We start from the raw sequence: 24,794 nt of genomic DNA on the forward strand, positions 1-24,794 counted from the left end.
GAATACCTAGTTCATGCCGGGCACACCCATTAGGGGCCCATCGCCGATTAGGGGAATTTCCCCATACTTGCCCCACCGCAGGTAACAGCTCTCCGCTGGCAACCGACAGATCGGATGGGACGCCCGACATCGGCGATCTCGCCGCGCACAAGCGTCTGACCGGTCCACCGAAAGTCCTGCGAACGGGGTTGTCCAATGACAGAGCGTCTGGCGCTCGGCATCACTGTCGGAGCCGCGAATTCGGTCGCTGCGGCCACGACAGCCGACGGGGCCGATGCCACCGTTCGTACCCATCGCAGCGCGTTGTCGCTCGGCGCCGACGGATCGGTGGGCTTCGCCGATACGACCCGCCACCAGCGCGGGGTGATCATCGACGACTACCTCTCCAGGGTCGGCGATCCGGTAGATCTGCTGGCAGAGGACGGTTCCACCCACGACGCGGCCGATTTGGTCGCCGCCGCGACCCGCGCACTGATCGCCGAGCTTTCCAGCGCCACAACCGAATCCACCGAGGCGCCGACCACCGTCGCGTGCTGCCCGGCATGGTGGCCGGAGCAGACGGTCGAGGCAACCAGGGCCGCACTCGCGCGAGCGGGCCTGCCCGAGGTGACGCTGGTGCCCGAGCCGTTGGCCGCGGTGCGCCGATACGAGATCGAGCGCGGACTGCTCGACGACGGCGCGCTGGTCGTCTACGACCTCGGCGCCAGCGGATTGACGGTGACAGTCCTGCGCACCGGCGAACAGGCCGGACTGCTCGGCGTCCCGGTACACGCCACCGCGATCGCCGGTTCGGAATTCGATCTGCTGACGATCCGCTACGTGCTGGCAAATGCGCTGGGCGGAAACGACATCAACCCCTTCGACCCCGTTGTCGAAGACGAATTGTCGGCACTGCGGGAACGCTGCCGAACCGCGAAAGAAGAACTCTCCAGAATTACCGCGACGGCGGTTCCGGTCGGTGTGCTCAACCCCGCCGTCCGCACCGAAAAGGTCCGGCTCACGCGGGGAGAAATCGAAGATCTGCTCCGCCCGATCCTGCTCGACTCGATGAACCTGATCCGGGACGCGGTGCGCCGCGCCGACCTCACTCTCGACGACATCGGTCGGGTGCTGCTCACCGGCGGTGGTGGTGCGATCCCGCTGGTCGCCGAGCTGATATCCACCGAATTCGGTCTGCCGGTGATCGCCTGCGCCGACCCGGCGACCTGCGCGGCACAGGGCGCGGCCGAGATCGCCCTCGATGTGGCCGCGATCAGCGTGCCCACCGAGGCCATCACCGTCGTACCGGTGGCACCGGCCTCGGTGGCCGTGGCACCGGCCGTCGAGCAATTCGCGTTGCCGCCGTCCGAGCCCGCGCCGACCAAGATGTTCACGGCCAAACGCGCGGCGATCATCGCGGCGGCAGCACTGACCATGGCCGCGCTGGCGACCGGCACTCTCGCGCTCGGCGGCAGCACTGGGTTCTCGCCCACCGGGCCCGCCGCGACCACCGGCGCCCCACCGGTTCCCGGCGCTCCCGCGTCGACCGGCGCCGGCGGAGCGGCCGGGGCCGCGAACGGCACAAACGTCGCGGTCACCGACCCGGCACGACCCGGCGCCGCGACGCCTCCTGGTGCGACCCAGGTCGGCACGACCGACGCCGCCACCCCGGGCGGCACAGCTGGGGCGGGAGCACCGGCACCCGCCGCAGCCCCCACCGCCGCAGCCCCCGGAGGCGGCGGCACACCGGCCGAAGGAGCACCGGAGCCTGCGGGCCAGCCAGGTCCCGCCACGCAGCAACCGGCGCAAACGCCGCCCGGTGCGCAGGCCCCGGCACCCGCTCCTGCACCAGCCCCAGCGCCTGCTCCTGCTCCTGCTCCTGCTCCCGCACCTACCCGGCCGCAGGTTCCCACCATCCAGGTCGACCCCGGCGGGCTGCTCGACGACGTGGGCGGCGCGGTCGGCGACACCGTCGAATCGGGAACGCAACTGCCGGGTCGGATCCTCGGAGGAAATGGTGGCTGAGATCGCTCTCGACACCTTCCCGAACGCCCGCACCGTTTTCCGCGAACTCGGTACCGCCGACCAGCAGCCGGTACTCCTGTTGATCCGCGGCCGCGCCGGAACCGGAAAGTCCTTCTTGCTCAATGCCGTTCGCACACACCTGCGCGACCGCCGCATCCCGGTCGTCGAATTCACGGCCGACACTGTCGAGGACGCGGTCCCCGACCGGGCAGTGCTCGTCGCCGACAATGTTCACCGCTACAGCGACGCCGAGCTACGCGCACTCTGCGCGGCGATCGAAACCGGACAACGTTCGCTCGTGCTGACCACCCAGCCGCGCCCACACGACACCCGGCTGCGCGCGCTGGCCGACGCAGTGGCGCGCAACGGCCGCACGGTGGATCTGCGGGCGCTGGGCAGCGCCCACATCACCCCGTTCGCCAGGGAACTCGGCGTGTCCGTGTCCCAGCCGCTCGCACTGCGCATCCATCAGCTGACGGCGGGAATCCCCGGCGGTGTCGTCGCGGCCCTGACGGGTGCGCACGCGGCATCGCTGCGGACCTGCGAGACCGCGGTCGACGAAGCCGTCACCGCCTGGACGCGGTCGCTGCTGGAAGCGGTCGAACCCGAGCTGCTCGAAACGCTGGTCATCGCGGCGACCGGAACCGGTCTGGACGCGACAGAACTCACCGAGGTGCTCGGCGTCGACACCGCCACCGCGCACGAGTTGATCGACCGTGCCAGGGCGGGCGCCCTGGTCACCGATGCCGACCTGCTGCTCGCACCCGCCGTCGGTCCGCTGCGGACGTTGCTCGGCGACCGTCGCTATGTCGATGTGCAGCGCAGGCTGCTCGCCGCGCGCCTCGACGCCGGTCTCCTGCGTGATCGCACGGCGCTGATCCTGGCCGAGTCCGGCGTCGTCGATGCCCGGCTCGCCGATTTCCTCTGTCGCACAGCCGAGAAATCCGACGAGCCGACCCGTTGCTACGCCGCGGCGGCCGCGGCGGGAGCACCGGTCGAGTCGATCGCGGTGCGCTGGGCCGAGTCCGCCGCGCGCGCGGGCGACACCGACACCGCGCTGCGTTTGGCGCAACCGCTGCTGACCGCCGAGAACATCGCACCCACCGAACTCGTCGCCGCGGTGCGAATCTGCGCGGGCGTGCTCACCCGTCGTGGCCTCGTGAGCCGCGCGGCCGGACTGTACAACTGGCTCGGACCGGAACGGATCGGTGCCGACTGGGCCCCCGCCGCCATGGTCCTCACCCTGGCCGGTGACCAGGCCGGCGCCGCGCGCATGTCCGCGTCCGCACCGCACTGGCCGCCGACCGAGGCCGACGCGGGCGCTCGGCTGATCGCGAGCGCGCTCGACGAATCGCTCGACCCACACGGCACCGGAACGGCCGCGGCGATCTCCGCGCTGATCCAAGCGGGCAACACCGGCGACGACCGCTATCTCCCCTGCTCGGCTGTCGCGATCACCACCCTGCTCTGCCTCGGCAGCGGCGAGCCGCGCCGCGCCGGTGACGCACTGCGCCGGGCGGCAGGCATCGGCGGCCGACAGCTCGCGGTGCTGACCGCCTGGACCGCGCTGCTCGGCGGCGACGAACGCCGCGCCGCGAGCACCCTCGCCGAAATCGACATCGCCGCCCTCGCGCCACGCGATCAACTCCTCGCCCACGCACTGACGGTGGGACTTGCCCGCCGTAGCGGTGACCACGCCGTCCTGGCGCGCGCGTGGCAGGCGGCCTGCCCACTGTTCGACGAGCTGGAAGCCGACCTGTTGAGCCTGTTGCCGATCGGCGAACTGTGGCTGGCGGGGATCCGCTTGCGCGATGTGCGCCGAATCGAGCCGCTCGCCGACGCGGCCATGGCCCTGGTCCGCAAGCTGGGCCGCGCCCCGGCGTGGACCAATTCCTTCCACTGGTACGGCGTGCAGGCCGCTCTGGCCGCCGAGTCGCCGAGCGCACTGCTCCCCCACGCCCACGCACTCAGGATGGCGGCGGAATCGGGCGACCGCCAGGCCACCGTGCTGGCCGACGCCGGGCGCACCTGGGTGCTCGTGCTGCGCGGGCAGGTGGCCGCCGCCGATGTCCAGGCCGCGGTGTCGGCGCTGGCCGAACTCGGACTCACCTGGGATGCCGCCCGCCTTGCCAGCGAGGCCGCCCTCGCCACCGGCGATTCGACGACCGCGACCGCCTTGCTCAAGCTCGCGCGCTCGGTGCGAGCCCAAGCCCAGCCGGTGGAGCCGCCGCCGACCGCACCACTGCCGCCACCTGCTGGTTCCGTGCCGCTGACCAGCGAGTCCGGTGCGCTCAGCGACCGCGAACGCGAGGTGGCCGAGCTGGTCCTGCTCGGACTGACCTATCGCGAGATCGGCGCGAGGCTGTACATTTCCGCGAAGACCGTGGAGCATCACGTCGCGCGAATCCGACGTCGACTAGGCGCGCGTTCACGATCGGAATTACTGTCAATGCTGCGCGCGATGGGACACGGCCAACTGCTGGTGTGACTCGCGCGGACGATGTCGACGCCGAAATGAGGGGTGTTCCGCCGATGGCCACTGGGGTCGGCCTACGTATCGCCGATGACGAATGCATCGCCACGGTGGTCACCGAGGACGGCACGGTTGCGGTGATCGAGCGTGCTTGTGTTCTGCACATGTCCGACGACGGTGACGCCGCGCTGGGCGGACCCGCGCCCAGCGGGCACGCCCACTCGATCGCCGGTTTCGTGCGTGCGATCGGCGATCCGGCCGGGGTGGATGTCGACGGCGGCGAGGCCTATCGCGCCGAAGACCTGCTCGCGACAGCCATGTTCTGCCTGATCGATCTCACCACCGAGCACCTCAGCGGCCCCGCCGAGTTCTACGCGACCCACCCCGCGGGTTGGTCGACCGAGGTCGTGCGCGGCGTGCGCGAGGCACTGGACTACCTGGGCTTGAAATCGGTGGCCCTGCTCGGCGAGGACGAGCTGCCACAGCCCACCGACGGTGCCGATCCGGGCAAGACCTTCGCCAATGCCGCCGCCGAGGCCGCGCTGGTCGCGGTGCTTGCGACCCCGGCGGGCGCGACCCCGCCCGACCCGATCGTCACCGAGAACGCCATGGTCGCCACCGATGTGATGCCCGCGCTGCCGCCGCCCGTGGTGACCGCGCAGGCGTATTCGGCGGCGTTGCCGGTCTCGCCCCTGCCGACGAAGTCGATGGCGCCGGTCGCGCCGGTCGCCGAACCCGCGGTGGGGCCCGCCGCGACACCCACCCGCAGCAAAACGCCCTTGCTCATCGCCGCCGCCGCGCTCATCGGCCTGCTGCTCGGTGGGGTCGCGGTCGCGGTCTTGATCCGCGATCCCGAAACAGCGACGCCGCCTGCGATTTCGGACGCCCGCCCGGAGACGGTGACGTCCACCCCGGCACCCGTGCCGCAGCCGGTCATCGAGACGACCACAGCCCCGCCGGTCACCACGGCCACCGTCGAGCCGGAGCCGACCACCGAGGCGCCACCGGCAACCACCCCGGAACCGACCGCCGCCCCGCCGACGACCACGCCGAGCCCCACCACCAGCCGTCCTCGGTCGCCCTTCGGGACCTACCCGCCGGGCGTTCTCCCCGCGCCACTGACGATCCCGGGATCGCGCTGAATCCAGTAGCGCGACCGTAACCGCGCCAGCTGGGCGAGCGTGCCCTAGAGTGATGCGCTGACCGACATGATCGCCGCCGGCGGTGTTCTCGGTCACTGGTTGTCGTCGAAGGGATTTCATGCGCAAGTTGGTGGCGCGTCGCGCCGCGGTCAAGGCAGCCTCCGCCGGGTTCGCCGCGACTGTTCTTCTCGCACCCCTGCTCGGATCGGGGATAGCCTCGTCGGAACCCCCTGTGCCACTACAGCTTTCGGCCGATGCGTTACCCGGTGAACTGGTGACCGCGCTGTCACGTGATCTGGGAATGTCGCCGACCGAGTACCTCGATCGCGCCGCGCGCGCCCAGCAGTTGCGCGCCTACGCGACCGACTTCCGCGCCGCCAACCCCGACACCTTCGCCGGTGCCTGGCTCACCCCCGAGGGCAAGGCCGTCGTCGCCACCACCGATGCCGAGGCGGGCAAGCTCGTCACCGCCGCCGGCTACCAGACCCATCTCGCGCCGATCTCGGCCGGTGGGATGGAAGGCGCGCTGGTGCAACTGAGTCAGTGGATCGCGAGCCTGCCGCCCGCGATCTCCGCGCCGATCAGCTCCATCGCGATCGACGCGCTCAACAGCCAGCTGGTGCTCAACGTGGCCAACACCGGCACCGGCCACATGCTCAACCTGCCGACCCTGATCGCCACCATCAAGGTGGTGCTCTCGCCCGGCGGCGGCGGTCCGGTGGAGTACAAGCCGATGGGCGGCGACACCTACATCACCGCCACCAAGGATCTGCACGACGCCGACCTGCGCGGCGTCGACGTGTGCTCGTTCGGTTTCAACAGCACCGACGCCGCGGGCAACGCGCTCAATATCTCCGCGGGTCACTGCAATCCGAACGTCGACGGCGGCGGCGCGGCCTCGGTCTACGTGCCGAACGTGCGCGATATCCCCAACAGTCCCGAGGTCGGCTCGTTCGCCCGCGCCGTGCTCGGCGGGCCCGCCTCGCTGGACTACGCGGTGATCAAGCTCAACGAGCGCGCGGTGAACGCGGGTATGGATCAGCCTCGCGTGCGCGGCGCCGAAGGCACCACCCTGACGCTCACCGGCACTGCCGAACCCGTCACCGGCGCACCGGTCTGCAAGACCGGCCAGTCGTCCACCTTCACCTGTGGTTTCGTCTCCTCCGACCACGTGGAGACGCAGCTGTTCACCGAGGAGGGGGTCAGCAAGACCATCCGCGGCTTCGCCAGCACCGCCTGCACCCTCGGCGGCGACAGCGGCGGCGCGATCGTCTCCGGCACCCTCGCCCTCGGCATCACCAGCGGCTCGAACGCCTCGGCCGCGCCCAACTGCACCGAAGCCAACACCAAGCTCGCCCCCTACGGCGGCACCGCGTCCCTCGGCATCCCGATCCGGCCCATCCTGGCCGATATCGAGGCGAGCTCCGGTGGTGGCCTCGGCAGCGGAATCATGGTGCGCACCAAGCCCAACGCGGGCTGAGCGGGGACAAATCACCGACCGGACCGGGTGAGCGAAATCTCTTACCCGGTCCGAGTAGGCATAAGTCGCTCGAGCCCATATAGTTCGGACCATGCTCCTGCCACGTATGGGTCGCACCCTGTCTGCGCGAAGCTCGAGAAGAGCTCGGAAATCCGTGATCGCCGCTTCGGCGGCGTTTCTGCTGTTCGGCCCCACGATGGCGGTTGCCGAGGCGCAGCCCGCGCCCGCGGATCTGCCCGCCCAGCTGATCGAGGCGGTCACCCGCGACCTGAAGATCTCCCCTGACGAGTACCTGCGCCGCGCCGATGTCGCGCAGCAGGTTGCCGCGTTCTCCACCACCGCGCAGCGTCAGTTCCCGCAGGTCTTCGCCGGTTCCTGGCTGAGCGACCAGGGCAACGCCGTAGTCGCGCTGTCGCAGGGCCCCGGCGTCGACCAGGCCAGGGAAGCCGCGCAGTCGGCCGGCTTCGAGGTCCGCAACGTCGCCAAGAGCGAGTCCACCCTGCGCGGCGAGAAGACCGCGTTCGAGAACTGGCTCGCCGCCGCACCGCCGGAGATCTCCGCACTCGTGCGTGGCGTCGTCGTCGACACCGTGAACAACTCGATCGCGGTCCGCGTGCAGCAGGCCGGTCTGCCGCTGCCCAGCTTCATCGACCCCGCCCGCGTCATCGTCACCGCCCCGCCGGTGGCAGGCGAGCGAGTCGACCTGGCCGCCACCCCCGTCGCCGGTGACGGCAACGGCGCGCTGGCAGGCGGCGACGGCTACGCCTCGGTGATCGGCCGCAGCTCGCTGCGCTGCTCGCTCGGCTTCAACGGCACCGACCGTTCGGGCAACGTCGTCAACATCTCGGCGGGCCACTGCAACCCCGATATCGAGTCGGCGGGCACCGGCAACGCGGCCGCCATCTACGAGGTCAACAACGACCGGGCCGGCGCCCAGCTCGGCACCTTCGGGAAGTCGGTGCTCGGCGAGCAGGACTACTCGATCATCCGCGTCAACGACAACGCGCGCGCCCGCTTCGAGAACAACCTGGTCCGCATCCCCGGCCAGGCCCCCATCGCGGTCGACGGCGTGGCCACCCCCGTGGTCGGCGCCCCCGTCTGCAAGTCCGGTGCCCGCACCGGCTTCAGCTGCGGCGTGATCAACGGTGTCGACCAGACCGTCCAGGTCGGCGACCGCCAGCTCACCCAGAGCTTCTCGGCCAACATCTGCGCCCTCCCCGGCGACTCCGGCGGCGCCATCGTCACCGGCCGCCTCGCCCTCGGCATCTCCAGCGCGTCCTCGGTCGCGGATTTCCCCATCTGCGAGATCCCGAACATCATCGGCGCCATCACCGGCGACACCCCCCAGCTCTTCGCCCAGCCCCTGAGCGTGGTCCTGTCGGACAACCCCGGCCTGTCGATCCGCACCAATTGATCAACGCCACGTAGGCACAGAGCAGCCCCGAAAAGGCCGGTAGCGATTGCGCTACCGGCCTTTCGGCTGTCCACGGACCCTTTCTCCAGCCACACCACTCACCCGAAGTCCACAGCCTCCCTACCGAACTCCCACCCCACAAGGCTCACCCAGCCTGTCCCCGTCTTCCACAACCCACCAAAACCAGCCACCGCACTCCCGACCCCTAGGGAGGGACGGCCACGAAGTGGCCGGTCGCGGCCGGGTCGCCGGTTAGCCGCCGGGGCGTAGGCGACGAAGGAGCAAGCCCCGGTGGCTAACCGGCGGCCCCTAGGGGCCGCGACTCGAGCGCGCCAGCGCTCCAACAAACACAGCAAAAGGCCCCGCTCCCATAGGAGCGAGGCCTCACGCAGTAAACCGGGCCGAGGCCCGCCAAAAACTACTTCTTGTCAGCCCACACACTGGTGCCGTCCGGCGCCTGGTACACGCTCAGCAACTCGATACCCGAGGCGAGGGCAACCGGGCCACCGACGACGATCGTGCCGATAACGCCACCGATCGCCGCACCGCCGACGATGCCACCGAGGCACAGGGGGACCACCAACGGACCGCCCGCGAGGCCCGCGACGCAGCCGACCAACGCGCCGACAGCGGTGCCGAGGAACGCGCCGATGGCAGTGCCGACCGAGAACTTGGTGGAGAAGTCGTTGATCGCGCGCTGGTTCTCCTGAGCGGACGCGATCTCCTTCGCCGCGACGACCGGCTTCACGCCGAGCTTCTGGTCAGGCGCGATGGCGAGGTCCGCAGGCTTCTCCGGGGTGATCTTCAGGACGGTCGAGTCCTCGATGACCTCGGTCTTGGCCGCGATGTCGGTGCCGTTGATCGAGAACGCGATCGGCACGACGACCTGCAGGTCGCCACGTGAGTCCTTGATCTCGGCGACCTTGGTCTTCGGCGCCTCGGGGGTCTCCCCGTCTTTCTCCACAATCGAGAAGGTGCCGTTCTTCACGGTGGCGACGACGGTCTTGTCGACCAACTTCACCGAGTACTTGATGTCCTGCGGCGCCTCTTCGGCATGAGCGGTGCCCATAGCCACGGTCATCGCCCCGATAACCAGCGCAGCAGCCGCAGTGGTCCTACGGAAGTTCATTCAGGTTCCATTCATCAGGTGTGGTGCGGGGTGCGGTCTAGCGACACGCGAGACTCGTCAAGCAGGGCATCCCTATGAGATGTCCCCTACTTCTCCCCGAGCAGTGTGAAGACCGGCACAGCATGCAGAACAGCTGGAGCCTAATGGACTGAATCCTTTGAAGCCAGAAGGAATTTCAGTGGGCTTAGTAAGCCTGACCTTAGCTTCGTCGCAGTTCACGGACGGTTTACGGTGTTCAACAGGCGCTACGGGGACCCCGCAGCAAACATTTATGTGATATTGCTCACAAGCAAAACGCAGGCCAAATACCAGTAGGCAAGGTCAGAGCACAAATGCCGATCCTACGGTGGACGGCGTTAGTTACTGGCCGGTAACTTACTGGCGGTTACGATACGAGCAATCGGGTGAGGTCTCCTCGCCCAGACCCTCGTGTTGCCTCGAAAGAAAGGTCGCGACATGAATGCCCTGACTATCACGTTGGGCACGATTGGAGCTGTGCTCAGCCTGTTCTGTTGGGCGTCGTTTATCGGCGGCGCCTGGAACATCGGCAAAGCCATCACCATCGGCCAGTCGGCGCCCGATCGCTGGCGACCGTTCTTCCCACGGTTCAAGAACATGTTCATCGAGGTCGCTGCCCACACGCGGATGAACAAGTTCCGCACCGTCGGCTGGCCGCACTGGCTGGTCATGACGGGCTTCATCCTCGGCGCGATCCTGTGGTTCGAGGCCTACGGCCAGACCTTCGACCCCTCGTTCCACTGGCCGCTCATCGGCAATACCGCCGTCTACCACCTGCTGGACGAGATCCTCGGCATCGGCACCGTGCTCGGCATCGGCACGCTGATCATCATCCGTCAGCTGAACCACCCGCGTGTTCCCGAGCGCCTGTCGCGTTTCAGTGGTTCCAAGATGGCGCCGGCCTACGTGATCGAGACGATCGTCCTGCTCGAGGGCCTCGGTATGATCTTCGTCAAGGCAGGCAAGCTCGCGACCTACGGGCACGCGCACGCGTCCACTGACTTCTTCACCATGCAGATCGCCAAGCTGCTGCCCGCGAGCCCGACCATGGTGTCGATCTTCGCGTTCATCAAGCTGATGTCGGGCATGGCCTTCCTCTACCTGGTCGGCCGCAACATCACCTGGGGCGTGGCCTGGCACCGCTTCTCGGCCTTCTTCAACATCTACTTCAAGCGCGAGGCCGACGGCAGCGTCGCCCTCGGCGCGGTCAAGCCGATGATGTCGGACGGCAAGGTCCTCGACATGGAGAACGTCGACCCCGATGTCGACAACCTCGGCGCAGGCCGCATGGAGGACTTCTCCTGGAAGGGCTGGCTCGACTTCACCACCTGCACCGAGTGCGGTCGCTGCCAGTCGCAGTGCCCCGCCTGGAACACCGGTAAGCCGCTGTCGCCGAAGCTGCTGATCATGTCGCTGCGCGACCACGGTTACGCCGCCGCCCCGTACCTGCTGGCCGGTGGCCGCAAGGACGCCGGTGGCGACGAGGTCGGCCTTGTCGACGCCGACGGCAAGCCCGACGAGGCCGCGCTGGCCAAGATTCCCGAGGCCGCACGCGCCGAGGCCGAGCGTCCGCTGGTCGGTGGCGAGGACATCCACGGCATCATCGATCCCGAAGTGCTCTGGTCGTGCACCACCTGTGGTGCCTGTGTCGAGCAGTGCCCGGTCGATATCGAGCACGTCGACCACATCATCGACATGCGCCGCTACCAGGTGCTGATCGAGTCGGAGTTCCCGTCCGAGCTGGCCGGTCTGTTCAAGAACCTCGAGAACAAGGGCAACCCGTGGGGTCAGAACTCCAAGGACCGCCTGAACTGGATCAAGGAAGTCGACTTCGACATCCCGGTCTTCGGTAAAGACGCCGACAGCTTCGACGGGTACGAGTACCTGTTCTGGGTCGGTTGCGCCGGTGCCTACGAGGACCGGGCGAAGAAGACCACCAAGGCCGTCGCCGAACTCCTCGCGACCGCGGGCACCAAGTTCATGGTCCTCGGTGCCGAGGAGACCTGCACCGGTGACTCCGCTCGCCGCGCGGGCAACGAATTCCTCTTCCAGCAGCTGGCCCTGCAGAACATCGAGGTCATCAACTCGGTGTTCGAAGGTGTCGAGCAGTCGAAGAAGAAGATCGTCGTCACCTGCGCCCACTGCTTCAACACGCTCAACAACGAGTACCCCCAGGTCGGTGGCACCTACGAGGTCGTGCACCACACCCAACTGCTCAACCGCCTGGTGCGGCAGAAGCAGCTGGTCCCGGTCGCGCAGGTCTCGCAGAACATCACCTACCACGACCCCTGCTACCTGGGCCGGCACAACAAGATCTACAACGCCCCGCGTGAGTTGATGGAAGCCTCGGGCTCGACCCTGGTCGAAATGCCCCGGCACGCCGAACGTTCCATGTGCTGTGGTGCCGGTGGTGCGCGCATGTGGATGGAAGAACAGCTCGGCAAGCGCATCAATGTCGACCGCGTCGACGAGGCACTGTCGACCAACCCGACCAAGATCGCGACCGGCTGCCCGTTCTGCCGGGTCATGCTCAACGATGGTGTGACCGCGCGTCAGGAACAGGGTCAGGGCGAGGGTGTCGAGGTTGTCGACGTCTCGCAGCTGATGCTGGACTCGATCACTCGCATCGATGCCGCTGAACTGTCGGCGAATCTGGTTGTCATCCAGGAGCCCAAGGCCGAGCCGGAACCCGAGCCCGAACCGGAACCGGTGGTTGCCGAGGTTGCCACCGAAGCCGCTCCGAAGGCCGCGCCTGCCGGTGGTGGGCTCGGTATGAAGGGCGCCGCGAAGGCTCCCGGTGGCGGACTCGGCATGAAGGGTGCGGCCAAGGCTCCGGGTGCGAAAGCGCCTGCCGCCGAAGCAGCCCCGACGTCCGAAACCGCTGCCCCTGCTCCCGCCAAGGGCCTCGGGATGAAGGGTGCCGCGAAGGCTCCCGGTGGACTCGGCATGAAGGGTGGAGCGAAGGCTCCCGGCGCGAAGGCTACTGCCGCCGAAGCGGCCCCGGCCTCCGAAACCGCGGCTCCTGCGGCTCCTGCCAAGGGTTTGGGTATGAAGGGCGGAGCGAAGGCTCCTGGCGGCCTCGGCATGAAGGGCGGCATCAAAGCTCCCGGCGCAAAGGCTCCCGCGTCAGCTCCGGCTGAGGCAGCTCCGGCCGAGCCAGCTCCGGCCGAGGCGGCGACTTCCGCGGAAGCTCCCGAGGTTTCGGCCCCTGCCGAAGCCAAGCCGTCGGTACCCGCCAAGGGCCTCGCCATGAAGTCGGGTCTGAAGCGACCAGCCGCCAAGGCTCCCGGCTCCACGCCAGCAGCCACTACGGCACCGGCAGCACCGGCAGCACCGGCAGCAGAGGCGACCCCCGCCGAAGCCACCGCGACCACCGAGGTTGCGGCCCCCGCCGAAGCCAAGCCGTCGGTACCCGCCAAGGGCCTGGCCATGAAGTCGGGTCTGAAGCGCCCCGGCCCGAAGGCCCCCGGCACCGCTGCGGCTCCGGCTGCAGCACCCGCCGAGGCTCCCGCGGCTCCGGCTGAATCCCCGGCCCCGACCGAACCGGAAGCCCCGGCGGCTGATCCGGCCGGTCAGGCCGATGCCACCAACGGCAACGGCACCCCGGCGGCCCCGCCGACCGCCAAGCCCGGCGGCCTCGGCTTCAAGTCCGGAGCGAAGTCCCCGGGTCGCAAGAGCTAGTAACGGAACATCGAATACCCAGTGAGGCGCGGATTCCCAGGAATCCGCGCCTCACTGTTTTCCGCGCACACTCTGGTGTGCAGCGGTGACTTCGACGGTCACGCAGACCGGCGAACCGACCTCACCTCAGCATTGACTCGGTTCGCCGTTCTTCACCACCGACAGCACAGCTTCCCCTTCACCGACCGCCACACCTGGTGCGGGCTCCTGCCCGACAACAGTCCAGTTGCGGTCCATCACCTGCGCGCGCCCCTGTCCGCTGGCATCCGCGGACCGCGAGAAGAACACGCCCGCCGCCTGGATCGTGTCCTGCGCCTCCTGCAAGTTCATACAGACAACCCCGGGCATGATCGCGGCCGGAGCCGCGGCGGCTGGCGAGGTGGCCGGGGCAACCGCAGTGGTCGTCGCCACTGGCGGCGCGATCGCGGGCGCACTGGTAGGCGCGGCAACTTGCACGGTGGTCGTCGGCGGACGGATCGTCGTCGACTCAGCACTCGACTCGCCCTCGACCGCGCAACCGGCAACCCCCGCCAGCATCGCCACCGTGAACAGCGCCGCGCGCCCACGGCGCAACGACGAAAACTCTTTTCCCCTGAGGTGATTCATGTCAACTTTCCCCTGCTCACAGTTGCGCGAACGGTCGAATGGCCGCCGCGCGCGACTCCCCCCGACAGGAGCGCTGCGCGAGCCTACATCCGCCACTGCCTCCGTCTGACCGAAACTGGCAAGTAACGAGCAATCGGTCCAGTCGGCGGCCCGAACCTGTCACCGCCCCAATCCCGCTGGCCCGCTCAGCAATCAGCGAACCAAGCCTTGACGAACCCCGCCGACTGATAGGCGTAATCCCACGCCCAGCGCATCGGCGACAGGTGGGGTTCGGGGTCGGTGAACAGCAACTCCCCCGCCCAGCATTTTCCGAGGATGTACCGGGCGCGGGAGATGTGTGGGGTGAAGGTGACCACGATGACGCGGTCCCAGTCGGCACCGAGACGGGCCAGCTCCCGCCCCTCACCAAGAGTCGTGCGGGGCGAGGGATCGAAGCAGACCACCTCGAAGCTGTAGCCCCCGTGGCAGATCCGATTCACCATCGGGCTGTGGTCGTACGGGTTGGAGATCAGCACGCGCGGCGCGTGCCCCTCGGCAGCCAACCGCAGTCCGAGCTGTTCGCGACCGTCGTGCGCACCCCCGAGAACCAGGATCGCATCGGCCACCCGCACGTCATCCGTGCGCGGCCGCACGTAGACCGGCCACAGCGCGACCACCGCGATCAACACCACGATCAGCGCTCCACCCGTGGCGAACAGCATCCGGCGCATACGCGAATGCTAGTGAACCGGCCACCGCCCGGCATACCGCGCGCTCGCCCGAAATGCAGGCCGACGATCCGAACCGTGCACCGACCGGAATCGCATCACCGCAGGTAGAACCTTCGCGTGCCAATCACCCAACCCCGCGTTCCCCCCTGTACACCAGATGTTGCGCCCCCTCTTGCCTCGCTGACGCGGCGTAGCCACGCGCACCGCTTACCAACAGGAGTATGCGATGCACAGTCTTCGGAACCGGGTACCTCGGAGCCACGCATGCAGCGTGTATGGCCGAGTTGGGACACGACGTGGTCGGGGTGGACATCGATCCCGGCAAGGTGGCCAAGTTGGCCGATGGTGTGGTGCCGTTCTATGAACCGGGGCTCGAGGACGTGCTGCAACGCAACCTCGCCACCGGCCGACTGAGGTTCACCACCGACTACTCCGACGCCGCGGCCCACGCCGACGTCCACTTCCTCGGTGTCGGAACACCGCAGAAGAAGGGCGAATACGGCGCCGACCTGAAATACGTGCACGCCGTGGTGGATACGCTCGCGCCGATGCTGGAACGACCGGCGATGATCGTCGGCAAGTCCACGGTGCCGGTGGGAACCGCCGCGGCTCTCGGCATCAGGGCTCGCGAGCAGTCGAAGGTCGACGTGGAGGTCGCGTGGAATCCGGAGTTCCTCCGCGAGGGCTTCGCCGTCCAGGACACCCTGCGCCCCGACCGCCTCGTCCTCGGTCTCGACCACGCCCGCGAACGCAGCGCCTGGGTGGAGCAGACCATCCGGGAGATCTACGCCGACCTCATCGCCGCCGAGATCCCCTTCCTGCTCACCGATCTGGCCACGGCCGAATTGGTGAAGGTCTCGGCCAATGCCTTTCTGGCAACGAAGATCTCGTTCATCAACGCGGTATCGGAGGTGTGCGAGGCCACCGGCGCCGACGTCACCATGCTGGCCGACGCGCTCGGCTACGACGCCCGCATCGGCCGCCGATTCCTCAATGCCGGTCTGGGTTTCGGCGGCGGCTGCTTACCCAAGGACATCCGCGCCTTCATGGCCCGCTCGGGCGAACTCGGTGCCGATCACGCCGTCGCGTTCCTGCGCGAGGTCGACAACATCAATATGCGCCGTCGCACCAAGGTCGTCGACATGGCTGCCCGCGCCTGCGGCGGTTCCCTGCTCGGCGCGAATGTGGCGGTCCTCGGCGCGGCCTTCAAGCCCGAGTCCGACGATGTGCGCGATTCACCCGCGTTGAATGTGGCGGGAATGATCCAGCTGCACGGCGCCGTCGTCACCGTGTACGACCCCAAAGCAGTGGAGAATTCGCGCCGGGTGTTCCCCACGTTGAACTACGCCACCTCGGTCTCGGAGGCCTGCGATCGCGCCGATGTGGTGCTGGTCCTGACCGAGTGGAACGAATTCACCGCATTGACCCCGGCCGACCTGGACCCGGTGGTACGGTCCCGTTCGATCATCGACGGTCGCAACTGCTTGAACAGCACCACCTGGCGGGCAGCCGGGTGGGTGTACGCCGGACTCGGGACACCGTAGAGTAACGAGCCGAGCGGGGGGCTGGGCGGGTTTCGTACAGCACGGACGAGATGGGCAGCGGATGAGTTCGGTTCTGGGAGTATCGGTGGGGGCCGGGACGGTGCGCCTCGCGCGTCCGCAACACGGTGGCCCACACGGTTTCGCTCCGCCGTATGCGTTCGAGCTGCAGTCCATCGCGATGCCCGAGCGGCAAGCCGAGGAGTTCGCGGCCGACGCGATCGCCGCCACGCTGGCCGCATCGCCGCAGGTCGGCGCCACCACCATCACCTTCCGCGACGAGCCGCAGGCCAGGGCGGTGCGCGCCGCGATGGCACGGCGTCAGCTCACCAACTACCAACTCGTTCCCGAAGCCGTTGCCGCCGTGCACTTCGCCCACGCCACCAGCGATATGCGCGATGTGTCCGCACTGGCCGTCTACGACCTCGGCAGTTCGGGTCTCACGGTGAGCGTGATCGATGCTCGCACCAGCGATGTGCACCAGTGCGAGCGGATCAGCGATATCAGCGGCGATTACCTGGATTCGCTGATCAGGGAGCAGCAGATCGCCTCGGGCCGGATCGCGCATCCGGCCGACCCGGCGGGCCTGGCCGCCCTCGACGCGCTGTGCCGGGCCGCCAAGGAGCAGCTGTCCAACAGCAACGCGGTGGCATTACCCAGTGAGCAGGGCTTGGTGCTGCTCACGCAGGAGAACTTCGAATCGCTGATGATGCTGGCGATCGAGTCGTCGGCGCGGATGACCCGCGATGTCATCATCCGCGCGCAGCATCCGGTGCAGGCGGTGCTGGTTCTCGGTGGTGGCGCCCGGATTCCGCTGATCGCGCGGGTGCTCGAGCGCACGATCGGCGTGCCGGTGATCGTGCCCGCCGAGCCGGAGACGGCGTTGGCGCGCGGTGCGGCTCTGCTGGCCAGGCCCGCGCAGATCCAGCAGGCGCCGGTCGCCGCGGCACCGATCCCGGTGGGCGACAACGACGACGCGACCCCCGCCTGGCTCACCGAGCCCACCCGCGGGCGCGGCCCGCTCAGCGCGCTCACCGATCGCGCCCATCCCCGCCGCGAATTGAACGTGGCGGTGCTGACGGTGAGTTCGCTGGTTGTCCTCGCCTCGATCGGCCTCGGCCTCGGTTACGGCCCCGAAGTGCTCGAGCGCGGTTCGTCGAGCGACGGTTCGCAAGCTGTCCCCGCGACCACCCCGCCCCGCCCGAGCGCGGTCGGCCCAACGACAGCGCCCGCCGCGACCACCGAGGCCCAACACGAATCCGTCGCCGCGCCCCCGGTCAATCCCCGCCGAGCCGAGGAAACCACCGCCGCGCCAACCACACAGGGCCCCAACACCTTCACCGTGGTCCCCGGCCTCCCTCCGGTTGTGCTCCCCACCTTGCCGCCGGTGGTCCTTCCCGGCTTCCCACCCGCAGGCCAGTAACCGCTCGATACGAAGGCGGTACCCGGAACTGAAGTCCGAGTACCGCCGCCGCCACCCGAACAGGTTCAGTTACGAGCGTGCCGGGCCCGCGCGGGCACCGCGACCGCCTTCGACCCGAACGGCCGCGCCAACATCACCGCGATCGCCGTGGTCAACGGCACCGACAGCGCCAGCGCGATACCGCCCACCGCCGACCGGGTGATCTCGATGGCGACCGCGTCCCCGGTCAGCACATCGGTGATCGACCGCCCCGCCACGCTGAACAACAGCAGCAGCGGCAGCGCCCCACCGGCATAGGCGAGCACCAGCGTGTAGACAGTGCTGGCGATGTGGTCGCGCCCGACGCGCATGGCCGCGGTGAAGATCTCCCGTCGCGTCGCGCCTTCGTCGAGCGCGGCGAGTTCGAAGGCCGCTGATGCCTGGGTGATGGTGACGTCGTTGAGCACACCGAGCGAGCCGATGATGAATCCCGCCAGCAGCAACCCGGTGATGCTGACGTGCTGAATGTAGGTCGCCACGTTGGTGTTCTGTTCCTCGGACAGTCCCGTCAGATGCGTGACCTCGATAGCCACCCACGACAGCACCGCCGCCACCACCATCGACGCGAGCGTCCCGAGCAACGCCGAACTGGTCCGCAGATTCACCCCGTGCGCGAGGTAGAGCACCACGTAGAGGATCAGCGCCCCCGAGACGAGCGCGACCGGAATCGCCGCCTTCCCGTCGAGCAGCGCGGGCAACAGGAACATCACCACCACGCCGAACGCGAAACACAACCCGACCAGCGCCCGGAACCCCCGCCACCGCGCGACCACACAGATCACCACGACGAACGCGAGCACGATCAAGGTCAACGGCAGCCCGCGCGAGTAGTCCTCGAACCCGTACATCGTGATCCCGGCCGGATCCGCGGCCCGCACCATTCGAATGTCGTCGCCCGCCCGCAGATCGGGCTGTCCCGGCCCCGGTGCGATCTCGAACAGCGTCTTCTTGCCTTCGTCGGGCCCTGATCGAATATCGATGATGCTGCGCTGACACGTGTAGGAGGCAGTCCGCGGCGGCTCGGGCGAGTCCGTGAACACCTTCCCCATCGACGGACTCCCACAGTTGCCGATGTCCTGCAAAACCACGGTTCCGGCCTCGGTCTCCACCGCCCCACCGGTCATGGTCTGCATCGGCAACGGAATCTCGACGTGCTGCGCACTCGGCCACAGCATCACCGTCGCAACCAGCACCACCACCCCGATGATCCCCAACAATCCGACAACGACCTTGGCTGCGGTATCGCTGATGGCAATCGGCCCGGAATGGTCGTGATGGTGATGATGCTCGCTCACGCCCAGAGCTTAAAGGCTGCGGTTTTCAATAACACCCTCGCAACACCAGATCTCGCAAGAACATGGGTAACTCACCGAGGACGGGCCAACTCGGCCAACGATCAGAACCCCCGGCCGCAGACAAAAACCTCCCCGGGTCTAGGTCTGGCCTAGATTCCCGGGGAGGCGGAAGCGTGCGGCGGCGGAGAGCAGGGGGGTGTCTCCGCCGCCGGAGGTAGGCGCCCAGGGGGGTGGGCGCGCGTACCTTTAAGGCTCTCGGTTGTCCAGGGGGGGTAGACAACCGGGCCAGGGCGCCGAAGCGCCGAGGTCTACTGTACACAAAAGATGGACTTTTGCACTAGTAGATCTTCAAAACATCCAACATTCCGAACTCAGGGTCTGTTTTACCTGGCATAACAGGATGCTCATCATGCCCAGAGCCCCAGAAACACACTGGTCAGAGCCGTGACAGGTGAGCACCCGCTGTAACCCTACTGCCGGTAATTGGCCAGGAAATTGCCGAACCGCTCGATCGCCACGGCCAGATCCCGAGCCCACGGCAACGTCACGATCCGCAGATGGTCGTTCGCGGGCCAGTTGAACCCGGTCCCCTGCACCATCAGGATTTTCTCCTGCAGCAGCAGATCCAGCACAAGCTTCCCGTCGTCGTGAATCTCGTGCACGTTCGGATCCAACCGGGGGAACGCGTACAGCGCGCCACGCGGCTTCACGCACGACACACCCGGGATCATGTTCAGCCGCTCCCACGCCACATCGCGCTGCTCGAGCAGCCGCCCGCCGGGCAGGATCAGATCCTCGATGCTCTGATGCCCACCGAGCGCCACCTGAATGGCGTGCTGCGCGGGCACGTTCGGGCACAGCCGCGAGGAGGCGAGCAGGTCGACGCCCTCGAGGAACCCGGCGGCGTGCTCCTTGGGGCCGGTGATCGCGAGCCACCCGGCGCGGTAGCCGGCCACCCGGTACGCCTTCGACAGGCCGTTGAACGTCAGGCACAGCAGGTCGGGGGCCAGCGAGGCCAGCGAGATGTGCTTGGCGTCGTCGTAGAGGATCTTGTCGTAGATCTCGTCGGCCAGCAGCAACAACCGGTGCTTGCGCGCCAGGTCGACGATCTGCTGCAACACCTCCGCCGAGTACACCGCACCCGTCGGGTTGTTCGGGTTGATCACCAGCAGGGCCTTGGTCTTGTCGGTGATCTTCGATTCGATATCGGCGATGTCGGGCTGCCAGCCGTTCTCCTCGTCGCACAGGTAGTGCACCGGGGTACCGCCGGCCAGGCTGGTCATGGCCGTCCACAGCGGGTAGTCGGGGGCCGGGATCAGCACCTCGTCGCCGTTGTCGAGCAGGGCCTGCATGGTGACGGTGATCAGCTCGGAGACGCCGTTGCCGAGGTAGACGTCGTCCACATCGAGCTCGGGGAAGCCAGGAACCAGCTCGTAACGGGTGACGATGGCACGCCGCGCCGACAGGATCCCCTTGGACTCGGAATACCCCTGGGCATACGGCAGCGCGGCGATGATGTCGCGCATGATCACATCGGGCGCCTCGAAACCGAACGGCGCGGGGTTGCCGATGTTGAGCTTGAGAATCCGGTGCCCCTCGGCCTCCAGACGTGCTGCCTGTGCGTGAACCGGCCCACGGATCTCGTAGACCACGTTCTGCAGTTTCGTCGACTGCTCGAGAACGCGCGGGGGCACATGCGGCGATTGAGGACTCACGCCGTCCATCGTGCCATCCGAGGCAAACCAATATCGCCGCGCGGTTGCGCTGTGCCTGGTGACAGGCTTCCTACGGCCTCGGGTGGCTCGCCGGTGCGGCCGTCGCCACACAGAATTCTTCGATGCGTTCGTCCAGCCCGCGTGCTTCCACCGCGTCGCGATAGGTCGGGGCGGCGATGCGTCGGCGCAGGCCGACGAGGCGTTCGCTCAGCTGGGCGATGCGTTTGTCCTCCGGGAGGTCGAGGACCGGTCGCAAAGCGTCGGCGGCGCCGTCGATGCTGCCGTTGATGAGGTGGGCGGCCGCGTTGTCGACACGGGCCAGCGATTCGGCACCGTAGGACCGTTGCAGCGGCGGACCGCTCGTGTAGAGGGTGATGGCGCGTTCGGTGGCGGCGAGTGCCTGTTCGGCGCGGCCGAGCTGGATGCAGGTGGCGCCCGCGTAGTAGGCGGCCTTGGGCGGGCCGAAGCCGAACACCCCGCCGATCTCGTCGTGCAGTTCGTCGCGGCGGTCACCGGCCGCCACTTCGGCCGCGCGCAGGCACCGGTCGGTCTCGACGTCGCTGCCGAGCCGCGCCCACACTCTGGCCTCGATATTGAGCAACCGCACCCGGCCCAGTCCCGGCCCGACGAATTCCTGTCCGCTGCGCGCTAATTGGACGGCGTTTCGCGGCCGGTCGGACCAGTTCTCGATCAGCGCGTGCATGCCGCGCGTCCACGCGCGTAACCCGTTGTGCCCACTCAGTTCCGCGTAGGCCCAGGCGGCCCTGATCTGTTCGCCCGCGGCATCGAGGTAGCCGAGGTCGGTGCTCGCGTTGGCCAGCAGCCCCGACAACGTCCCCGCCAGCAGGTATAGGTGGCTGGTGTCGACCGGTTTCTGCTGCCCGTCGAGTAGTCGATACACCCGCCTGCGCACCCGCAGCATCTCCACCATCATCGGTGCCGGTGCGGCGTGGACGTATTCGTTGGCGATGCGCCGGACGTCGGCGTCGAGCTGGGCCAGCGTCGTTGCCCCCACGTTCGTGCCCTCCGCGGCGGCCGCGTGTTCGCTGGCCTCGTGCGCAGCCGCCATGATCAACTCCCTCTCCGACAACACCTCGGGTACAGCAGCTTTGACAGTTCCCGCATCGACGAACGCGAGCAGATCGGCATCTCCCGCGGGCGCCAACAGGGTTGAGAACCGCGCGCGCACAACATCATCGGAACGAGCCAGCGACGTGTCGAGCGCAGCCTGGTTCACCGGACGCGGGCGTACCCGCACCCCACCTGCCTCCCATTTCGACACCAGTCGTTCGTGCACACCGAGATGAGCCGCGAACTCCCGGATGCTCATTCTCTTGGCATCACGAAGAGCTCTGGCCTCTCTCCCTGTCCACTCCCCGACCACGGCGTCACCTCATCCGACGGACAACTCCCTCCAGAGTACGAGCGTAAGGAGTGAGACACACCACAACTTCGCGGAATCGGTTGTCAGAGGCAGTGAAAGGGCGGTGCGGGGCAGTGGTCACGCACCCCCGTATAGGCGATTCTGGAAGCGTGGAAGCCAGAACTGTCAACGACTGGGTACGTTGTTACCAGCGTGAATTCCGGCTACCCGTCCGCGAGCGCGGCGGCTTTGTGATGCTGCCGATCACCGACCGGCTCTGCGTGGTGCATCTGCCGACCACACGCGCCGAGAAGGTGCTCACGGCGCTGCGCGAGCAACGCTGTGAGGGTCCGGTGCTGGCACGCCAGATCCGCTGGAGCGTGCTCGCCGTACCCGACGCCAGGCCCTCCGAGGAAGAGGCCGCCGAGCTCGCGGGGCTCGACATCGACATTCCCGGCACCGGCAGCGCCGTGATGCTGCCGACGAACCTGGGCCGCTGGAGTCGCGAGGGTTGTCACTGGGTGCGCCCGCCGTCCGGCGGTGGCGACACCCTGCCCGCGCTGTCGCTGGTGCTGCGTCTCGCGGTGGCCTCCGGCCCTCAGCGGGTCTCGACCGCGCTCAGAGAATCGGGCGAGAGGGGAAAGTTGAGGTACGACCGCGACGGCGTCGGCCCCCGCTGACCCTGGTACTTCGACCCGGCCTTCGCGCTGCCGTACGGGTGCTCGGCCGGACTCGACAGCCGGATCAGGCACAGCTGCCCGATCTTCATCCCCGGCCACAGCGTGATCGGCAGATTCGCCACGTTCGACAGTTCCAGGGTGATGTGCCCACTGAACCCCGGATCGATGAACCCCGCCGTGGAATGCGTGAGCAGCCCGAGCCGCCCCAGACTCGACTTGCCCTCCAGCCGCCCCGCCAGATCGTCGGGCAGCGAGCACACCTCGAGCGTCGATCCGAGCACGAACTCCCCCGGATGCAGCACGAACGGCTCCCCCGGCTTCGGCTCGACCAGGCTCGTCAACTCGTCCTGCTGCTGCGCCGGATCGATATGGGTGTAGCGACTGTTGTCGAACACCCGGAACAGCCCGTCGAGTCGCACGTCGATACTCGACGGCTGAACCATCGACTCGAGCATCGGTTCGACACCGAGCCGCCCGGCGGCGATCTCGGCCCTGATGTCACGATCGGAGAGCAGCACCGGCCCAGTGTAGGCAGCTACGCCCCAGGTAGGGCCCCCACCCCTGCGACCACCGCCCGAACCCAGCAGAACACTTGCCTCGCACGGCTGGCATTCTGATAGAGTCGCGAACGCCCCCAGTGGCGCAGTGCCGATGTAGTTCAATGGTAGAACTTCTGCTTCCCAAGCAGATGGCGCGGGTTCGATTCCCGTCATCGGCTCGAAGACGAGAGACCTCAGATCATCTGGGGTCTCTCGTCGTTTCTGCCACTCGTCGCAGAAGGAGCCGAAGATGACCGAGACGCTGCCCGTGTCACAGCAACAGCGCGGCCTGCGGGGCTTCATGAATCGCGGCGGATTCTGGCGGTTCCTCGCCTTCCTCGTCGCCTATTTCGCTGTCTACCTCGGCTCGGGCTGGGTATTCGGTCGACTCGGTGGGCACTACCTCGACGATGGTCTGTTGAGCAGCCTGGGCAGTGTGTTCTTCCAGGTCACCGCAGCCCTGATCGTCGGATGCGTTGTCCTGGCGGCTTTCTCCGCCTATCTGGGCTGGAACCGGGAGATGTTCGGCCGCCAGTCCGTCTACCGGTCGAAGTGGATGTGGATCGCACCGGTGATCGTCGCGACGCCGATCGTGCTGCGCGTACTCGGGATCGACTGGGGTCGGCATCAGGCCGATGTCGTCACGCTCGTGCTCGCCACCGGATTGCTGGTCGGTTTCGCCGAGGAGCTGACCTTCCGCGGGTTCGGGGTCAAGATGCTGCGCGACGCGGGCCACGGCGAGTGGGCGGTAGCGGCCCTGACGTCGTTGACCTTCGCCCTGTCGCACAGTCTCAACCTGCTCACCGGGCAGTCGATCACGGTCGTCGGCCCCACCGTCCTCTACACATTCGCGTTCGGCGTGCTGATGTACCTGACGCTGCGGGTGACCGGATTCCTGCTCGCCGCGATGGTGTTGCACGGCCTGACCGACCCGACCACGATGCTCGCCACCGGCGGCATCGACGAGGTCGCCACCGACGCGTCCTCGGGCGGCCTCCTGCAAGGCGCGGGCCTGTTCACCATGGTCCTCATCATCAGCGGTTACCTGTTGGTGCTCTTCATCCGCGGCCGAGCGACGGATCAGCGCCCGTCCTGAGCGGTGGGTTCCCCACTGTCGAACGCCTGAGCAACGGCGAGGCTGTCTTCGTAGACGTGATGGCGGGTGACGAGGTCGTTCTCGACGGTGAGGTGCAGGGCGAAACGGGAACGGTAGGCGCGACCGGTGGCCCGGGCGGTTTGGCGGATCTCACCCAGGACCACCGCATCCGGGCCGTCGATCAGGACACGGTCGATCACCGTCTCGTTCTGCTCGGGCAGGTGGTACCGGGAGATCTCGCGGAAGTGCTCGGCCACGTCGGCGCGCGTGACCCGATCCCGAATCCACGGGGTTGCGGTCCGGCCGTGCTCGTTCGCCGGCCAATCCAGCTTCCAGTCGACAACCGGGGCGTAGAGCGCTGCGATGGCATCGGGGTCACCCGCGCCGATTCGACCGAGAAGCTCTTCGACGACGGTGCGGGTGGTGCTTGTCAGGCTGTTGCTCAT

The 24,794-nt window shown here is 67.9% G+C and carries 19 protein-coding genes and 1 tRNA gene; 12 read left to right on the forward strand and 8 right to left on the reverse strand.

The window, feature by feature from the left end:
* Window positions 1-195: 195 nt before the first annotated feature.
* From ACLJPD_RS08360 to ACLJPD_RS08380, 5 genes are all read left to right on the forward strand, one after another.
* Window positions 196-2,004, forward strand: a complete 1,809-nt coding sequence (locus ACLJPD_RS08360) for an Hsp70 family protein (RefSeq protein WP_410871275.1) — start codon at window positions 196-198, stop codon at window positions 2,002-2,004.
* The gene (locus ACLJPD_RS08365; RefSeq protein WP_410871277.1) at window positions 1,994-4,492 is read left to right on the forward strand and encodes a LuxR C-terminal-related transcriptional regulator; all 2,499 of its coding nucleotides are present in this window, start codon (window positions 1,994-1,996) and stop codon (window positions 4,490-4,492) included. Before ACLJPD_RS08360 ends, ACLJPD_RS08365 begins: the two co-directional genes overlap by 11 nt.
* A 44-nt stretch (window positions 4,493-4,536) precedes the next feature.
* The gene (locus tag ACLJPD_RS08370) at window positions 4,537-5,619 is read left to right on the forward strand and encodes a hypothetical protein (RefSeq protein WP_410871279.1); all 1,083 of its coding nucleotides are present in this window, start codon (window positions 4,537-4,539) and stop codon (window positions 5,617-5,619) included.
* A gap of 118 nt (window positions 5,620-5,737) precedes the next feature.
* Complete coding sequence (locus ACLJPD_RS08375) at window positions 5,738-7,099, forward strand: S1 family peptidase (protein ID WP_410871280.1); 1,362 nt, start codon at window positions 5,738-5,740, stop codon at window positions 7,097-7,099.
* A gap of 154 nt (window positions 7,100-7,253) precedes the next feature.
* Window positions 7,254-8,513 carry a S1 family peptidase gene (locus ACLJPD_RS08380; protein ID WP_410871281.1) on the forward strand — a complete coding sequence of 420 codons (1,260 nt, stop codon included), beginning with the start codon at window positions 7,254-7,256 and terminating at the stop codon, window positions 8,511-8,513.
* Window positions 8,514-8,931: 418 nt separating this feature from the next.
* Here ACLJPD_RS08380 and ACLJPD_RS08385 read toward each other — a convergent pair whose 3' ends face one another.
* Entirely contained in the window at window positions 8,932-9,642 is a 711-nt protein-coding gene (locus tag ACLJPD_RS08385) for a hypothetical protein (RefSeq protein ID WP_410871282.1), read from the reverse strand.
* Window positions 9,643-10,098: 456 nt separating this feature from the next.
* On the opposite strand from ACLJPD_RS08385, the gene ACLJPD_RS08390 reads away from it, so the two are divergent.
* Entirely contained in the window at window positions 10,099-13,341 is a 3,243-nt protein-coding gene (locus tag ACLJPD_RS08390) for a (Fe-S)-binding protein (RefSeq protein ID WP_410871283.1), read from the forward strand.
* A 126-nt stretch (window positions 13,342-13,467) separates the two neighbouring features.
* Here ACLJPD_RS08390 and ACLJPD_RS08395 read toward each other — a convergent pair whose 3' ends face one another.
* Window positions 13,468-13,671 carry a calcium-binding protein gene (locus ACLJPD_RS08395; RefSeq protein WP_357219379.1) on the reverse strand — a complete coding sequence of 68 codons (204 nt, stop codon included), beginning with the start codon at window positions 13,669-13,671 and terminating at the stop codon, window positions 13,468-13,470.
* Between the two features lie 16 nt (window positions 13,672-13,687).
* Between ACLJPD_RS08395 and ACLJPD_RS08400 the strand changes: the two genes are divergently transcribed.
* Window positions 13,688-13,942, forward strand: coding sequence for a hypothetical protein (locus tag ACLJPD_RS08400; RefSeq protein ID WP_410871284.1), 255 nt, complete (start codon window positions 13,688-13,690; stop codon window positions 13,940-13,942).
* Window positions 13,943-14,132: 190 nt separating this feature from the next.
* On the opposite strand, the gene ACLJPD_RS08405 is transcribed toward ACLJPD_RS08400, so the two are convergent.
* Window positions 14,133-14,657, reverse strand: a complete 525-nt coding sequence (locus ACLJPD_RS08405; protein WP_410871285.1) for a YdcF family protein — start codon at window positions 14,655-14,657, stop codon at window positions 14,133-14,135.
* 221 nt (window positions 14,658-14,878) lie between these two features.
* On the opposite strand from ACLJPD_RS08405, the gene ACLJPD_RS08410 reads away from it, so the two are divergent.
* Both ACLJPD_RS08410 and ACLJPD_RS08415 read left to right on the forward strand, forming a co-directional pair.
* Entirely contained in the window at window positions 14,879-16,201 is a 1,323-nt protein-coding gene (locus ACLJPD_RS08410) for a UDP-glucose dehydrogenase family protein (RefSeq protein ID WP_410871286.1), read from the forward strand.
* Window positions 16,202-16,262: 61 nt separating this feature from the next.
* On the forward strand, window positions 16,263-17,621 hold the full coding sequence (locus tag ACLJPD_RS08415) for an Hsp70 family protein (protein WP_410871287.1): 1,359 nt from the start codon (window positions 16,263-16,265) through the stop codon (window positions 17,619-17,621).
* Window positions 17,622-17,686: 65 nt separating this feature from the next.
* On the opposite strand, the gene ACLJPD_RS08420 is transcribed toward ACLJPD_RS08415, so the two are convergent.
* The 3 genes from ACLJPD_RS08420 to ACLJPD_RS08430 all read right to left on the reverse strand — a co-directional run bounded on the left by ACLJPD_RS08420 (window position 17,687) and on the right by ACLJPD_RS08430 (window position 22,000).
* On the reverse strand, window positions 17,687-18,955 hold the full coding sequence (locus ACLJPD_RS08420) for a YibE/F family protein (protein WP_410871288.1): 1,269 nt from the start codon (window positions 18,953-18,955) through the stop codon (window positions 17,687-17,689).
* A 470-nt stretch (window positions 18,956-19,425) separates the two neighbouring features.
* A complete protein-coding gene (locus tag ACLJPD_RS08425) occupies window positions 19,426-20,679 on the reverse strand; it encodes a pyridoxal phosphate-dependent aminotransferase (protein WP_410871289.1) in 1,254 nt (417 codons plus the stop codon).
* 61 nt (window positions 20,680-20,740) lie between these two features.
* The gene (locus ACLJPD_RS08430; RefSeq protein WP_410871290.1) at window positions 20,741-22,000 is read right to left on the reverse strand and encodes a helix-turn-helix domain-containing protein; all 1,260 of its coding nucleotides are present in this window, start codon (window positions 21,998-22,000) and stop codon (window positions 20,741-20,743) included.
* 203 nt (window positions 22,001-22,203) lie between these two features.
* Here ACLJPD_RS08430 and ACLJPD_RS08435 point away from each other — a divergent pair, with 203 nt between their 5' ends.
* The gene (locus ACLJPD_RS08435) at window positions 22,204-22,713 is read left to right on the forward strand and encodes a hypothetical protein (protein ID WP_410871291.1); all 510 of its coding nucleotides are present in this window, start codon (window positions 22,204-22,206) and stop codon (window positions 22,711-22,713) included.
* Here the strand turns inward: ACLJPD_RS08435 and dcd are convergent.
* The gene (gene dcd / locus ACLJPD_RS08440; protein WP_067455312.1) at window positions 22,632-23,231 is read right to left on the reverse strand and encodes a dCTP deaminase; all 600 of its coding nucleotides are present in this window, start codon (window positions 23,229-23,231) and stop codon (window positions 22,632-22,634) included. The two genes, ACLJPD_RS08435 and dcd, sit on opposite strands and share 82 nt — an antisense overlap.
* 129 nt (window positions 23,232-23,360) lie before the next feature.
* Here dcd and ACLJPD_RS08445 point away from each other — a divergent pair.
* Window positions 23,361-23,431, forward strand: a tRNA-Gly gene (locus ACLJPD_RS08445).
* 71 nt (window positions 23,432-23,502) lie between these two features.
* Entirely contained in the window at window positions 23,503-24,348 is an 846-nt protein-coding gene (locus ACLJPD_RS08450; protein ID WP_410871292.1) for a CPBP family intramembrane glutamic endopeptidase, read from the forward strand.
* Here ACLJPD_RS08450 and ACLJPD_RS08455 read toward each other — a convergent pair.
* Window positions 24,333-24,794 (reverse strand): nuclear transport factor 2 family protein, encoded by a 462-nt coding sequence (locus tag ACLJPD_RS08455; RefSeq protein WP_410871293.1) that lies wholly within the window; start codon window positions 24,792-24,794, stop codon window positions 24,333-24,335. The two genes, ACLJPD_RS08450 and ACLJPD_RS08455, sit on opposite strands and share 16 nt — an antisense overlap.

Source organism: Nocardia sp. A7 (assembly GCF_046549215.1).
GTDB lineage: Bacteria > Actinomycetota > Actinomycetes > Mycobacteriales > Mycobacteriaceae > Nocardia.

What these genes read in the sequence shown, in the direction of transcription:
- ACLJPD_RS08360 (WP_410871275.1), top strand. Translation starts at nt 196, where the DNA reads ATGACAGAGCGTCTGGCGCTCGGCATCACTGTCGGAGCCGCGAATTCG.
- ACLJPD_RS08365 (WP_410871277.1), top strand. Translation starts at nt 1,994, where the DNA reads ATGGTGGCTGAGATCGCTCTCGACACCTTCCCGAACGCCCGCACCGTT.
- ACLJPD_RS08370 (WP_410871279.1), top strand. Translation starts at nt 4,537, where the DNA reads ATGGCCACTGGGGTCGGCCTACGTATCGCCGATGACGAATGCATCGCC.
- ACLJPD_RS08375 (WP_410871280.1), top strand. Translation starts at nt 5,738, where the DNA reads ATGCGCAAGTTGGTGGCGCGTCGCGCCGCGGTCAAGGCAGCCTCCGCC.
- ACLJPD_RS08385 (WP_410871282.1), bottom strand. Translation starts at nt 9,642, where the DNA reads ATGAACTTCCGTAGGACCACTGCGGCTGCTGCGCTGGTTATCGGGGCG.
- ACLJPD_RS08390 (WP_410871283.1), top strand. Translation starts at nt 10,099, where the DNA reads ATGAATGCCCTGACTATCACGTTGGGCACGATTGGAGCTGTGCTCAGC.
- ACLJPD_RS08395 (WP_357219379.1), bottom strand. Translation starts at nt 13,671, where the DNA reads ATGAACTTGCAGGAGGCGCAGGACACGATCCAGGCGGCGGGCGTGTTC.
- ACLJPD_RS08400 (WP_410871284.1), top strand. Translation starts at nt 13,688, where the DNA reads ATGATCGCGGCCGGAGCCGCGGCGGCTGGCGAGGTGGCCGGGGCAACC.
- ACLJPD_RS08405 (WP_410871285.1), bottom strand. Translation starts at nt 14,657, where the DNA reads ATGCGCCGGATGCTGTTCGCCACGGGTGGAGCGCTGATCGTGGTGTTG.
- ACLJPD_RS08410 (WP_410871286.1), top strand. Translation starts at nt 14,879, where the DNA reads ATGCGATGCACAGTCTTCGGAACCGGGTACCTCGGAGCCACGCATGCA.
- ACLJPD_RS08415 (WP_410871287.1), top strand. Translation starts at nt 16,263, where the DNA reads ATGAGTTCGGTTCTGGGAGTATCGGTGGGGGCCGGGACGGTGCGCCTC.
- ACLJPD_RS08425 (WP_410871289.1), bottom strand. Translation starts at nt 20,679, where the DNA reads ATGGACGGCGTGAGTCCTCAATCGCCGCATGTGCCCCCGCGCGTTCTC.
- ACLJPD_RS08430 (WP_410871290.1), bottom strand. Translation starts at nt 22,000, where the DNA reads ATGAGCATCCGGGAGTTCGCGGCTCATCTCGGTGTGCACGAACGACTG.
- ACLJPD_RS08450 (WP_410871292.1), top strand. Translation starts at nt 23,503, where the DNA reads ATGACCGAGACGCTGCCCGTGTCACAGCAACAGCGCGGCCTGCGGGGC.
- ACLJPD_RS08455 (WP_410871293.1), bottom strand. Translation starts at nt 24,794, where the DNA reads ATGAGCAACAGCCTGACAAGCACCACCCGCACCGTCGTCGAAGAGCTT.